General features: G+C 61.1%; 12 protein-coding genes. 7 read left to right on the top strand and 5 right to left on the bottom strand.

Going from position 1 to position 13,404, the window contains the following annotated elements; translation table 11 throughout:
• Nucleotides 1-131: 131 nt before the first annotated feature.
• Together AC3WJW_RS16885 and AC3WJW_RS16880 are read left to right on the top strand one after the other, a co-directional pair.
• Nucleotides 132-611, top strand: coding sequence for an Lrp/AsnC family transcriptional regulator (locus AC3WJW_RS16885; RefSeq protein ID WP_007937367.1), 480 nt, complete (start codon nt 132-134; stop codon nt 609-611).
• Nucleotides 612-819: 208 nt separating this feature from the next.
• Complete coding sequence (locus AC3WJW_RS16880; protein WP_007975837.1) at nt 820-1,029, top strand: DUF2788 domain-containing protein; 210 nt, start codon at nt 820-822, stop codon at nt 1,027-1,029.
• Here AC3WJW_RS16880 and AC3WJW_RS16875 read toward each other — a convergent pair.
• The 4 genes from AC3WJW_RS16875 to AC3WJW_RS16860 all read right to left on the bottom strand — a co-directional run bounded on the left by AC3WJW_RS16875 (nt 1,024) and on the right by AC3WJW_RS16860 (nt 7,518).
• A complete protein-coding gene (locus AC3WJW_RS16875; RefSeq protein ID WP_007990660.1) occupies nt 1,024-1,662 on the bottom strand; it encodes a pseudouridine synthase in 639 nt (212 codons plus the stop codon). The two genes, AC3WJW_RS16880 and AC3WJW_RS16875, sit on opposite strands and share 6 nt — an antisense overlap.
• A gap of 71 nt (nt 1,663-1,733) precedes the next feature.
• Entirely contained in the window at nt 1,734-3,233 is a 1,500-nt protein-coding gene (gene amn, locus AC3WJW_RS16870; protein ID WP_493726737.1) for an AMP nucleosidase, read from the bottom strand.
• Nucleotides 3,234-3,409: 176 nt separating this feature from the next.
• Nucleotides 3,410-5,059: an acyl-CoA dehydrogenase family protein gene (locus AC3WJW_RS16865; protein ID WP_493726736.1), complete on the bottom strand. Its 1,650-nt coding sequence runs from the start codon at nt 5,057-5,059 to the stop codon at nt 3,410-3,412.
• A 74-nt stretch (nt 5,060-5,133) separates the two neighbouring features.
• Nucleotides 5,134-7,518, bottom strand: a complete 2,385-nt coding sequence (locus AC3WJW_RS16860; RefSeq protein WP_493726735.1) for a 7TM diverse intracellular signaling domain-containing protein — start codon at nt 7,516-7,518, stop codon at nt 5,134-5,136.
• Between the two features lie 370 nt (nt 7,519-7,888).
• Between AC3WJW_RS16860 and AC3WJW_RS16855 the strand changes: the two genes are divergently transcribed.
• The 4 genes from AC3WJW_RS16855 to AC3WJW_RS16840 all read left to right on the top strand — a co-directional run bounded on the left by AC3WJW_RS16855 (nt 7,889) and on the right by AC3WJW_RS16840 (nt 11,414).
• Entirely contained in the window at nt 7,889-8,686 is a 798-nt protein-coding gene (locus AC3WJW_RS16855; RefSeq protein ID WP_057713171.1) for a hydroxymethylpyrimidine/phosphomethylpyrimidine kinase, read from the top strand.
• A gap of 31 nt (nt 8,687-8,717) precedes the next feature.
• Nucleotides 8,718-9,341, top strand: coding sequence for a thiamine phosphate synthase (gene thiE / locus AC3WJW_RS16850; RefSeq protein ID WP_095965708.1), 624 nt, complete (start codon nt 8,718-8,720; stop codon nt 9,339-9,341).
• Between the two features lie 10 nt (nt 9,342-9,351).
• Nucleotides 9,352-10,635 carry a glutamate-1-semialdehyde 2,1-aminomutase gene (gene hemL / locus AC3WJW_RS16845; RefSeq protein ID WP_007975850.1) on the top strand — a complete coding sequence of 428 codons (1,284 nt, stop codon included), beginning with the start codon at nt 9,352-9,354 and terminating at the stop codon, nt 10,633-10,635.
• A gap of 224 nt (nt 10,636-10,859) precedes the next feature.
• The gene (locus AC3WJW_RS16840) at nt 10,860-11,414 is read left to right on the top strand and encodes a tetratricopeptide repeat protein (RefSeq protein WP_007975852.1); all 555 of its coding nucleotides are present in this window, start codon (nt 10,860-10,862) and stop codon (nt 11,412-11,414) included.
• A 129-nt stretch (nt 11,415-11,543) separates the two neighbouring features.
• Here the strand turns inward: AC3WJW_RS16840 and AC3WJW_RS16835 are convergent, their stop codons facing one another.
• Nucleotides 11,544-11,873 carry a DUF1820 family protein gene (locus AC3WJW_RS16835; protein WP_003185742.1) on the bottom strand — a complete coding sequence of 110 codons (330 nt, stop codon included), beginning with the start codon at nt 11,871-11,873 and terminating at the stop codon, nt 11,544-11,546.
• A gap of 133 nt (nt 11,874-12,006) precedes the next feature.
• On the opposite strand from AC3WJW_RS16835, the gene miaB reads away from it, so the two are divergent.
• Nucleotides 12,007-13,335, top strand: a complete 1,329-nt coding sequence (miaB, locus tag AC3WJW_RS16830; protein WP_102700944.1) for a tRNA (N6-isopentenyl adenosine(37)-C2)-methylthiotransferase MiaB — start codon at nt 12,007-12,009, stop codon at nt 13,333-13,335.
• Nucleotides 13,336-13,404 lie beyond the last annotated feature (69 nt).

Raw genomic sequence — 13,404 nt, 5'->3', positions numbered from 1 at the left:
GATTCTGGTGATAAGAATAGGCCGCAAGCACCGACAGAGGATTGCGAAGATTGCTGAATTAAACACCACTTGCGCAATTTTTAACCCCGGATACATAATCTGCCGCAATAGTTACGACAAAGGACTGATTGATGAGCAAGCTCGATCGTTACGACCTGAGTATTTTGGCGGAATTGCAGCGCGACGCACGCATCTCCAACCAGGAGTTGGCCGAGCGCATCGGTCTGTCGCCTTCGCCGTGCTCGCGGCGGGTCAAGCAACTGGAAGACGACGGCTACATTTCCCGTCAGGTCGCCCTGCTCGACCGCAAAATGCTCGGCCTGAGCCTGACGGCCTACGTGCTGATCGGTATGGACCGTCATACGCCGGAACGTTTCGAGAACTTCGAAGCGGCCATTCGCACCTTGCCCCAAGTGCTCGAATGCAGCCTGGTGACCGGAATGGATGCCGACTATCAACTCAAGGTCGTGGTGCCGGACATGGATCACTACCAGAAACTGCTGCTCGGGCATCTGACCCGGATTGAAGGCGTGACCAGCGTGCGTTCGAGTTTTGTGCTGAACCAGGTGCTCAACAGCACCGAACTGCCGTTGACTCATCTGCGCAGTTAAAACGCCCCATTCTGTAGGAGCTGCCGCAGGCTGCGATCTTTTGATCTTAAAAAATCAGGATCAAAAGATCGCAGCCTGCGGCAGCTCCTACAAGGGCGGACCGGGCGACGAATGACTGCGACACACCGACGCAGGTCAATACTGCACGCAGCCAGCGAGGCGTATACTCCCCGCGCCCTTTTAGCCTCGCCCGCGCTGGAGATGTTCGATGGATCCTGCAGTCTTTGAAGAGTGGATGATGACCGGTCTGGTCACGATCCTGATCATTTTCATGGGTTTCATCGTCTGGGATCTGGCGAAGAAGTCCAAGGCCGGGCGCTTTGGCTCGTTCATCCTGTTCTTCGTGCTGGGCCTGGGCGTGGCCGCGTTCATCATCAAGAGCGTGGTGATCGGCCTGATCGAATCCGGCGCCTTATAAGCGCGCCGGTACTTCTTTCCACTGTCCCTGATCGAGTCCTTCGATCGTCCAGTCACCGATCCTGACCCGCACCAGGCGCAAGGTCGGCAAACCGACCGCAGCGGTCATGCGCCGCACCTGCCGGTTGCGACCTTCGCGAATCACCAACTCCAGCCAACTGGTCGGCACGCTTTTGCGAAAGCGCACCGGCGGATTGCGCGGCCATAGCTCGGGCTCGTCCAGTTGTCGCGCCTCGGCGGGCAAGGTCATGCCGTCATTCAATTCGACGCCGTCACGCAGGCGCTGCAATTGCTCGGTGCTCGGCTCGCCCTCGACCTGAACCCAATAGGTCTTGGCCAGTTTGTGCTTCGGGTCGGCGATTCGCGCCTGAAGCTGGCCGTCGTTGGTCAACAGCAACAAGCCTTCGCTATCACGGTCCAGCCGTCCCGCCGGATAGATCCCCGGTACATCGATGTAGTCCTTGAGCGTCGCGCGCCCTTCGCCGTCACTGAATTGCGTCAGCACATCAAAAGGTTTGTTGAACAGGATCAGCTTCGGCTCGGCCGGTGGTGCCTTGGCGACACGGCGCGGGGCTGCAGGCGACGGTTTCGTGCCAGGGCGGCGGGAAACGGGACGTTGAGGAGGACGAGACATGAGAAAGGAAACATCTAACGGTCAGGGCTGCTAATGCTAGTGCCCCAACCGTCAAATGACCATGACAACCGTTAGCGGAACGGCGGCTCGTCGAAGCTGCGCAGTTTGCGCGAGTGCAGTGAATTGAGTTCGGTGCGCAACAGATCCACCGCCTCGATTCCGATCTTCAAGTGCTGGCTGACCGCGCGCTCATAGAAGGCGTTGGCCGAGCCCGGCAACTTGATTTCGCTGTGCAGCGGTTTGTCCGAGACGCAGAGCAACGTGCCGTACGGCACCCGCAAACGATAACCCTGGGCGGCGATGGTGCCACTCTCCATGTCCACCGCCACGGCGCGGGACAGGTTGATCAGCGGCCGTTCCTGCGCCCAACGCAGCTCCCAGTTACGGTCGTCGTAGGTCAGCACGGTGCCGGTGCGCAGGCGTTTTTTCAGTTCGTCGCCCCTCTCGCCGGTGATGTTGGCCGCCGCCTGCTGAAGCGCGAGTTGCACTTCGGCCAGGGCCGGAATCGGAATGTTCGGCGGCACGACCCGGTCGAGAATGCCGTCGCGGCGCATGTAGGCGTGGGCCAGCACATAGTCGCCAATCGTCTGCGACTGACGCAGGCCGCCGCAGTGGCCGATCATCAGCCAGCAATGCGGGCGCAGAACGGCGAGGTGGTCGGTGATGTTCTTGGCGTTGGACGGGCCGACACCAATGTTGACCAGGGTCACGCCGTGGCCGTCACTGGCGATCAGGTGATAGGCCGGCATCTGGTAACGGTGCCAGACCACCCCGGCAGCAATCGCCGAGGCTTCGCCGTGATCCATGCTCTTTTCAATGATCACGTTACCCGGTAGCACCATGCGCACGAAGCGCGGGTCCTGGCGCAACTGTTCCAGGCCGTGGACGATGAACTGGTCGACATAGCGGTGGTAGTTGGTCAGCAGAATCCACGGCTGCACATGGCGCCAGTCGCTGCCGGTGTAATGCACCAGTCGGCGCAGGGAGAAATCCACCCGTGCGGCATCGAACAGCGCCAGGGGCAGCGGATCGGTGTTTTCCCAGTCGTACAAACCGTCGGCAATGCCGTCGGTCGCGGCCGACAGGTCGGTACTCGGGAACACCCGCGCCAGCACGGCGGCGGTGACGCCGGAACCTCCCAGTTCATCGCCCTGCTCGACCACATACGGATACGGGATGTTCTGCTGGCTGACACCGACTTCCACCGTCACGGTGAAGTCGTGCATCAACGGAACCAGCTGTTCCAGCAGGTACTTACGGAAAGCCGACGGATGGGTGACGGTGACGCTGTAGGTGCCCGGCAGCTGGACCTTGGCATAGGCACGGGTGGTCTGCGGGACTTCGCCCTGGCAATGGTAGGTAAGGCGCAGCTCGGGATAACGGAACAACGCCCGCTGCTCGGCATCAGGCTCGACGCGGTCCTTGAGGTAACGCTTGAGCGCCTGACTCAGCGCGGTGGTTGCACGATTGTGCAAGAGTGCAAGCCGATCCACGGCTTGCTCGGCGGTTTGAACGACAATAAAAGCTTCGGTCACGATCAGCATCCTGTGTTCTGACTTGCAGACCTTCATCTTGCCTGCATCGTCGCTTCACGGGAACAGGGGTGTGTTGGCAATGCATCATTGCAGTATCCACAGAACAACTGTGGGAGCGAGCCTGCTCGCGAAAGCGGTCTGTCAGTCACATCAATGTTGAATATGACACTGCCTTCGCGAGCAGGCTCGCTCCCACAGGAGGCCGGTGTCGCTTAGAAGCCCTGCGGAGTCGAGCGAGCAACAATGGCTTCCACATCCAACCCACGTGGCAACGCGCCGTACACTCGGCCGCCACCGTCCAGGCGACTGGCGATGAAGGCATCACTGACCACAGAATTCCCGGCTTCCAGCAGCAACTTGGCCTGCAGACCCAAGGCGATGTCTTCAGTCAGTTGCCGGGCGCGGTACTGAATGTCGCTGGTGTCCTTGAAGGCCGCCTGCAATTGCTGGATGTGCGCGGCAAGGCGCTTGTCGCCATGGCCGTCGCCCAACTCACTGAACAGTGCATCGAGCACGCCCGGTTCTTTTGACAGGGCACGCAGCACGTCCAGGCACTGCACGTTGCCGGAACCTTCCCACGTCGAATTCACCGGCGCCTCGCGGTAAAGCCGCGGCAAAATGCTGTCTTCGACATAACCCGCACCGCCCATGCATTCGGCCGCTTCGTTGATCATCGCCGGCGCCCGCTTGCAGATCCAGTACTTGCCCACCGCCGTTACCAGCCGGGCGAACCTGGCTTCCTGCGAATCGTCCAGATGATCCAGCGCCCGGCCCATGCGCAGGCTCAAGGCCAGGGCGGCTTCGCTTTCCAGCGCCAGATCCGCCAGCACGTTCTGCATCAATGGCTGCTCGCTGAGCAATTTGCCGCCGACCGAACGATGAGCGCAATGATGGCTGGCCTGGGTCAGCGCCTGACGCATCAGCGCACTGGAACCGACCATGCAATCGAAACGGGTCATGGCGACCATCTCGATGATCGTCGGAACGCCACGCCCCTCTTCACCGATCATCCACGCCAGTGCGCCGCGGAACTCCACTTCGCTCGACGCGTTGGAACAATTGCCGAGCTTGTTCTTCAGGCGCTGGATGTAGAACTGATTGCGTGTGTCGTCCGGGCGATGGCGCGGCAGCAGAAAACAGGTCAGGCCCTTGTCGGTCTGCGCCAGTGTCAGGAAGGCGTCGCACATCGGCGCCGAGCAAAACCACTTGTGCCCCACCAACTCATAGGCCTGGCCCGGACCACTGGCTCCGACCGGATACGCCTTGGTGGTATTGGCCCGCACATCGGTGCCGCCCTGCTTCTCGGTCATGGCCATGCCGATGGTGACCCCGGCCTTGTGGGCCATGCCGACGTTGCGCGGGTCGTATTCGGTGGCGAGGATTTTCGGCAACCACTTTTGCGCCAGGTCCGGTTGCAGCCGCATGGCCGGAACGCTGGCGAAGGTCATGGTCAACGGGCAGCCACTGCCGGCTTCGGCCTGGCTGTGCAGATACGACATGCTGGCGCGGGCCACATGAGCGCCGTCCTGCGGGTGCGCCCAGGGTAGCGAGGTCAAGCCGTGCTCGACTGCCGTGCGCATCAGTTGGTGATAGGCCGGATGAAATTCCACCAGATCGATGCGATGACCAAAGCGGTCATGACTGTTGAACACCGGCTTGTTCTGATTGGCGAGGAACCCGGCCTCCATCAGCGGGCCACCGGCCAGCGCGCCGTAAGCGTCGATCCGCGACTCGGCCCAACCGGCCCCGAACCGCCGCGACCACTCCTGCAACGGCAAGTCGATGCGGTAGAGGTTGGCGCCGTCCAGTGACGGTGGCTGGTTGGTGACTTCGTGGGTTTCGGCGAACTGATGCAGGTTCATGACAGGGCTCCTTTGGTCGGCCAAGGGACTTCAGTTAAGCACCGCCCCACGGCCGAACAAAGTGTCATACACGCCTAACTGTCGGCGCTTTCGCCCTGTTGCGAGCAGAGCACGCGGCGGTAGAGCGCGGCCTGCAAGTCTTCGAATTTCACCGGTTTGCTCAAGTAATCAATCAATGCGCCGGTCGGGCAGCGCTCACGCTCCCCTCCCAGGGCGATCATGAACAACGGCAGCTCGGCATGGCCCGGCAACGCTCGGATCTGGCAGCACAGCGACTCACCGTCCTGACGCGGCAACTGACAATCGACCAGCACCGCGTCAAACACTTCGCGTTGCAGGAGATCGAGCGCGACATCGGCTCCATCGGCCGTACGCACGCGGAAACCCAGCTTGAGCAACATGCCGCGCATCACCAACTGGCTGATGCTGTTGTCATCCACCAACAACACGGCGCAATCCTGAGGCAAGCGCAGGCGCGGAAAATCCCGGGGCATCAATGGCGCCAGCGGGCGTTCGGCCACCGGCAGCCCGACTTCCACATCCAGCTGAAACCGGCTGCCGCGCCCTGGCTCGGAGCGATGCGTCAGGCGTCCACCCAGCAATTCGACCAACTGTCGACAAATCGCCAGGCCAACACCCAGGCCACCGTATTCACGGGTCATAGAGCCGTCGACCTGGAAGAACCGTTGATACATCGTGGCCTCTCCCAGATCGGTGAAGCCAATGCCCGTGTCGATCACCGCAAAGGTCAATGCCAGCCGGTCGGGCTCAACGACCTTGCCGGTCACCCGCAAGGCCAGGCCGCCGATCCGGGTGAACTTGATGGCGTTGTCCAGCAGACACTCCAGGCATTGCGCGATCTTGGTGTTGTCGCCGTGCACGCGATCCGGCACGCCGGATGCGATGTCGACCTTGAAGTCCAGCGACTTGGTCGAAGCGTTGCCCTCGAACTGCGTGCGCAGTGCCTCGACCATGCCGCGCAAGCTGAAGGTGTCGGCCGAGGCCTGAAGTTTGCCGGCCTGCAGTTCGGTGAGGGTCAGGATGCCATTTACCATGCGCATCATGTCCCGCGCCGACCCCGAAGCCGTCTGCTGATACTGCTCAAGCTCCGGGTCCATTTCGACCGTCTGCATCAGTTCCAGCGAACCGATCACACCGTTCATGGGCGTGCGAAGTTCGTGGGTCAGGGTGGCCAGGAATTCGTCCTTGAGCTTGTTACTGCGAGCCAGTTGCTGGTTGAGGATTTCAAGCTTCTGGCCGGCGTCGAATAGCGTTTGCGCCTGCTGCTCGCGCATGTCGTTAATGCGGTCGGCCAGGGCCAGGGACAACAACGCCACTTCGATGGCCGAGCCGATCTGGCTGGAATACATGGTCAGGAACACGTTTGGCAGGTATCCCAGCACCATCAACGTATTGACGATGCCGCCGAGCAAAAACGCCGACCAGGCAATGATGAAATACCGCGCGACGCGCAGGCCCCGCAACCAGGCAAAGATCCCGGCGGCAAAAATCACCACGGTGAACGTCAGCGCCAGGGCCGTGGCCAGGCGCAACGCCAGGGCGTAACTGGTCATCAATGACAGGCCGACCACCAGCGCACCGAAGGCAACCAGCGTCAGCAACAAGCGGTCGAGCCAGCGACTGTGGGTAGCCATTTGCAGGAAACTGCGGGCGAACTGACTGCCGAACAGGCCCGCGCAGCCGATGAAAAACGGCGTCGCGGCGTTGGCCCACCAAGGGTTGTCCGGCCAGAAATACTGCACCGCCGCGCCGTTGACCGACAGCTGATACAAGCCGAACGAGGCGATATAGAAGATGTAGTAGAGGTAACTGGTGTCGCGCACGCTGAGGTAGATGAACAGGTTGTAGACCAGCATCCCCAGCAACACGCCGTAGATCAGCCCCAGTACGTAGAGGCGCACGGGCTGCTCTTCGAGGTAGGCGGTGCTCGACCACAAGGTTACCGGTGCCTGGATCGAGCCTTCGCTTTGCAAGCGCAGGAAGACGGTTTCGGCTTGGTCAGGTTTGAACGTCAGGTCGAACAGATAGTTGTTCTGACGAATCTCGCGGCTGGCGAAGGGCAAGGCATCGCCGGTCTGCCTGACCAACTGATAGTTGCCGGCCGCATCGGGCAAATAGAGATCGAGATGATCGAGGGGTGGATAGGCCAGTTCCAGCAGCCAGGTCCGTTGCGCCGCGGGATCGGTCGGGCGGTAATGCAGGTCGATTTTCAGCCAGAACACCGAGCGCGAGTACCCGGCGTTGAGTGTGTCTTTGTTGTGCACCTTGAAGTTGCCGGCCGCCGCTTGCGCGCGGATATCCGCGAGGGTCGCCTGACCACCTGCGTCCTCATAGACCTGCAGGGTTCGGCCCAAGGGGAGGCTTTGAGTGAACTCATCGAACTCGACGGCGTTTGCCAGGAGGGGCAAACACAACAGCAACATCAGCAAATAGCGCATTGAAGCCCCAGCGTGGCCTGTCCGGTTCTGTCAGGAAGCCCCCCATTCCTTTTGAGCAGACGTAAAACCGGTATCACCTGTTATTGGTTTGGATCCACTCTAGCATAGCCGTTGATGGCCATTAAACACCATTGAAATCTTTCCTACAAAGGCTCTAGGACGGGCGTTCCGGCGGAGATTGTTGAGATATAGCTGTTTGTTTTGGGCAAAAGATCAAAAGATCGCAGCCTTCGGCAGCTCCTACAAGTAGGGCGGATCAACGCAAACCTGCAGGAGCTGCCGAAGGCTGCGATCTTTTGCCTTTTTCCACGCCTCACACCGAAGTGCACGCACACCCGAAAAACGTTGTTTGGTGGTAAGCTCGCGCACCATGAATATCTACAGCTCTCGCCCCGTTGTCCTCTGTCTCTCCGGCCACGACCCAAGTGGTGGCGCCGGCTTGCAGGCAGATATCGAAGCCCTGCTCGCCCAGGGTTGCCATGCGGCTCCGGCCGTCACCGCCCTGACCGTGCAAGACACCGTCAATGTCACTGACTTCCGCGTCCTCGACCGTGAGTGGGTACTGGCCCAGGCCAATGCCGTGCTCAACGATTCCGAAGTCGCGGCGGTCAAACTGGGCATGCTCGGTTCCCTGGAAATGGTCGACACTGTGGTCGAACTGCTTTCGGCGCACCCGCATTTGCCAGTGGTCTGCGACCCGGTGCTGCGCGCCGGCGGCGGTGGACGCCTGGGCAAGGACGAAGTCGGCTACGCCATGCGCGAACGCCTGCTGCCCTTGTCGATCATTGCCACCCCCAACCTTCCCGAAGCCCGGATCCTCGCCGAACTGCCTGAAGGCACCGCGGACGAGTGCGCTGAAAAACTCCTGCCGTTCGTCAAACACCTGCTGATCACCGGCGGCCATGGCGACGAAACCGAAATCCACAATCGCCTGTACAGCCGCGACGGCCTGCGCGAAACCTTTACCTGCCAGCGCCTGCCCGGCAGTTATCACGGTTCCGGTTGCACACTGGCCAGCGCGCTGGCCGGTCGTCTGGCCCAGGGTGAAAACCTCGCCAGTGCCGTGCAGACCGCGCTTAACTACACATGGCGCACCCTGCGTGACGCCGAGCAGTTGGGCAAAGGCCAGTTTGTGCCGCGCCGCCTGCCGCTGGATTTCTGTTCGTAACTTCCATTTGTAATGCGGTGAGGCTTGTCCGATGAAACTACGTGGCCTGTACGCCATTACCGACAGCCATTTGCTGGACGGTAAGTTGCTCAAGTACGTGGAGGCGGCGCTGGAAGGCGGCGTCACCTTGCTGCAGTACCGCGACAAAAGCAGCGACGAGGCCCGCCGTCTGCGTGAGGCCGAAGCCTTGCGCGAGCTGTGCGAACGCTACAAGACCCAGCTGATCATCAACGATGATGCCGAACTGGCCGCGCGCCTCAATGTGGGCGTGCACCTGGGCCAGACCGATGGCCCGTTGACTCCGGCCCGTGCACTGCTCGGGCGTCAGGCGATCATCGGTTCAACCTGCCATGCGCAGCTCGAACTGGCCGAACAGGCTGCCAAAGAGGGCGCCAGTTATGTCGCCTTCGGCCGCTTTTTCAATTCCAACACCAAGCCCGGTGCACCGACCTGCAGCCTCGAACTGCTCGACCAGGCCCGCAAACAACTGCACCTGCCAATTTGTGCGATCGGCGGCATCACCCTGGACAACGCCGCCCCGCTGGTGGCCCATGGGGTCGATCTGCTGGCGGTGGTGCATGGCCTGTTCGGCGCCGAGAGCACGGCTGAAGTCACCCGCCGTGCCCGCGCCTTTAACGAATTACTTAAAATCTGAGAACCCGATCATGTCTCGTTCCGAAACGCTGTTTGCCAATGCCCAGAAACACATTCCCGGTGGCGTGAACTCGCCGGTTCGCGCGTTCAAGAGCGTCGGCGGCACGCCGTTGTTCTTCAAGCACGCCGAAGGCGCCTACGTCACCGACGAAGACAACAAGCGCTATGTGGATTACGTCGGCTCCTGGGGCCCGATGATCCTCGGCCACAGCCACCCGGATGTGCTGGACGCGGTGCGCAAGCAGCTGGAGCACGGTCTGTCCTACGGCGCGCCGACCGAGATGGAAACGCAGATGGCCGACCTGGTCTGCTCCCTCGTGCCGTCGATGGAAATGGTGCGCATGGTCAGCTCCGGCACCGAAGCGACCATGAGCGCCATTCGCCTGGCCCGAGGCTTCACCGGCCGCGACAGCATCATCAAGTTCGAAGGCTGCTACCACGGTCACTCCGACAGCCTGCTGGTCAAGGCCGGCTCGGGCGCACTGACCCAGGGCGTACCGAGTTCGGCCGGCGTACCGGCAGCGTTCGCCAAACATACCCTGACCCTGCCGTTCAACGACATCGACGCCGTTGAAGCCATGCTCGCCGAAGTCGGCCAGGATGTGGCCTGCATCATCGTCGAGCCAGTGGCCGGCAACATGAACTGCGTGCCGCCGGCACCGGGTTTCCTCGAAGGCCTGCGGACCCTGTGCGACAAGCACGGCGTGGTGCTGATTTTCGACGAAGTGATGACCGGTTTCCGCGTCGCCCTGGGCGGTGCCCAGGCGTACTACGGCGTGACGCCGGACCTGACCACCTTCGGCAAGATCATCGGTGGCGGCATGCCGGTCGGCTGCTTCGGCGGCAAGCGTGAAATCATGCAGCGCATCGCCCCGCTGGGCCCGGTCTACCAGGCCGGCACGCTGTCCGGCAACCCGCTGGCGATGGCCGCCGGCCTGACCACCCTGCGCCTGATCAGCCGTCCGGGCTTCCACGCCGAGCTGACCGACTACACCACTCGCCTGCTCGACGGTCTGCAACAGCGCGCCGATGCGGCCGGCATTCCGTTCGTGACCACACAAGCCGGCGGCATGTTCGGCCTGTACTTCAGCGGCGCCGACGACATCGTGACTTTTGATGACGTGATGGCCAGTGACGCCGCCCTGTTCGGCCGCTTCTTCCACCTGATGCTCGAAGGTGGCGTGTACCTGGCACCGAGTGCCTTCGAAGCCGGTTTCACTTCGATCGCCCATGGCGAAGCCGAACTGAAACTGACCCTGGACGCCGCCGAGCGTGCCTTCGCTGCCTTGAAATAACGCTGTAGCGCTGACGTTGGCCATTGCCAGCGTCAGCTTTCACCTACACGCACGCCTGCATTCCTACACTTTCAGCAAAAATCCTCCGCAAAACGGGAGATATATTTCCCGCGCAGCAGAAAAACGAGTAAAGACTTTGTAAGGTTGGCCCTGCTTATTTCATAATGCGCGCTTATTGGATCCCTCGATGGGTCCGCGCGCCCTTCAGAGGTAAGTCGATTCCCATGAACCGCACCGGCCGCACCCTTGCACTGGGCTGCCTGTTGCTTCTTCAGCCCCTGCTCGCGCACGCACAAGCAGGCGGCAACTCGTTGTTGATCCCAGCGATGGGTCGCTGCACCCTCAATACCCAGCCGCAAGACCTGGAACAGGCGATCGCCGCCTGCCAGAAAGCGTCGGATGAAGGGGATGCGCAAGCGCAATACGAGTTGGGTGAGTTCTACTACGAAGGCAAAAACGCACCGCGCGACCTCAATCAAGCCCTGAGCTATTTCGAAAAGGCCTCGCTGCAAGGCCACGCCCAGGCGCAATTCAAGCTCGGCACCATGTTCTTCCACGGCGAAGGCGTACCGGCCAATAACGTTCAGGCGTATATCCTGCTGAAGATGGCGGCGGTCAACGGCGCCGAAGATGCACTGGACACCGCTGACGAGGTCACCGAAAAAATGCCCCGCGAAGAACTGGAGGTTGCCACCCAGGTGCTCGGGCAAATTTTCCGTAAGTATCTGATGGAGTTGCAGAGTGCTGACGGGCGCACGCCTTTCGCGCCGCTTCCCTGATTTTTGCGTTGATCTGACTGGCCCCATCGCGAGCAAGCTCGCTCCCACAGTTAACCGGGTTTTCTCATGGAAATACGGTCAAATGTGGGAGCGAGCTTGCTCGCGATAGGGGCGACTCGATCTTGAGGCTTACTTCTCAGGCATCGGCATCGGAAACGGCATGACATTGCCGACCGCGCCACGGGCTTCGCTGATTTTCGGTGTCCCCAGACGCTCGACTTCGTCGATACGCACGATCGAATGCATCGGCACGAAACTGCGCACAACGCCTTCGAACTGAGCCTTGAGCTTTTCTTCGCTCGGATCGACGACCACTTGCGTACGCTCGCCAAAGACGAACTCTTCCACTTCCAGAAAGCCCCACAGATCACTTTGATAGATCTGCTTGGCGTACATTTCGAACACCTGGCCCTGGTTGAGGAAAATCACCTTGTAGATTGGAGCTTCACGTTTGGTCATGGTGGGCGGGTAACACATCGGGGTAAAAATGAGGGCGCAAACTATAGCACAGCCGTCGGACGCGCAATGGTAGGAACCACGGGACATGTTCCCTATAATGCGCGGTTCTTTGAATCACGTGATGACTCTTTCCATGGCCAAGAAGCTTTACATCGAAACCCACGGTTGCCAGATGAACGAGTACGACAGCTCGCGCATGGTCGATCTGCTGGGCGAACATCAGGCCCTGGAAGTCACCGCGCGCGCTGAAGACGCCGACGTCATCCTGCTCAACACCTGCTCGATCCGCGAACGTGCGCAGGACCGCGTCTACTCCCAGCTCGGGCGCTGGCGCGAACTGAAGCTGGCCAACCCGGACATGGTGATCGCCGTCGGCGGTTGCGTGGCCAGCCAGGAAGGTGCGGCCATCCGCGATCGCGCGCCGTACGTCGACGTGGTGTTCGGCCCGCAAACCCTGCACCGCCTGCCGGAAATGATCGACGCCGCACGCATCACCAGGCTGCCGCAAGTCGACGTCTCGTTCCCGGAAATCGAAAAGTTCGACCATTTGCCCGAGCCGCGCATCGACGGCCCGAGCGCTTACGTGTCGGTGATGGAAGGCTGCAGCAAGTACTGCACGTTCTGCGTGGTGCCCTACACCCGCGGCGAAGAAGTCAGCCGACCGTTCGACGACGTGATTGCCGAGATCATTCACCTGGCCGAAAACGGCGTGCGCGAAGTGACACTGCTGGGGCAAAACGTCAACGGTTATCGCGGCCTCACCCATGACGGGCGCCTGGCGGATCTGGCCGAGCTGATCCGCGTGGTTGCCGCCGTCGATGGCATCGACCGCATCCGCTACACCACGTCGCATCCGCTGGAGTTCTCCGACAGCCTGATCCAGGCCCACGCCGATGTGCCGGAACTGGTCAAGCACCTGCACTTGCCAGTGCAGTCGGGCTCGGACCGCATCCTCGCCGCGATGAAGCGCAACCACACCGCGCTGGAATACAAATCCAAACTGCGCAAGCTGCGCGCCGCCGTGCCGGGCATCTGCATCAGCTCGGACTTCATCGTCGGCTTCCCGGGCGAGACCGAGAAAGACTTCGAGCAAACCATGAAGCTGATTGCCGACGTCGGTTTCGACTTTTCCTACTCGTTCGTCTATAGCCAACGCCCGGGCACACCGGCCGCCGACTTGGCCGATGACACGCCGGAAGAGCTGAAAAAAGAGCGCCTGAACGCCCTGCAACACCGCCTGAACCAGCAAGGTTTCGAGATCAGCCGACAAATGGTCGGTTCGATCCAGCGGATCCTGGTGACCGACTACTCGAAAAAAGACCCGGGCGAGCTGCAAGGCCGGACCGAGAATAACCGTATCGTCAACTTCCGCTGCGACAATCCGACCCTGATCGGCCAGTTCGCGGACGTGCACATCGATGCCGCGCAGCCGCATTCGCTGCGGGGTTCGCTGATCCAATAACACCGAATATCCCTGTGGGAGCGGGCTTGCTCGCGAAGGCGGTCTGTCAGCACCAATAATGTCGACTGA

Source organism: Pseudomonas sp. GW821-FHT07G06, assembly GCF_058986625.1.
Note: the sequence above shows the minus strand (reverse complement) of the source record. Positions and strands in the feature narration are given on the sequence as shown.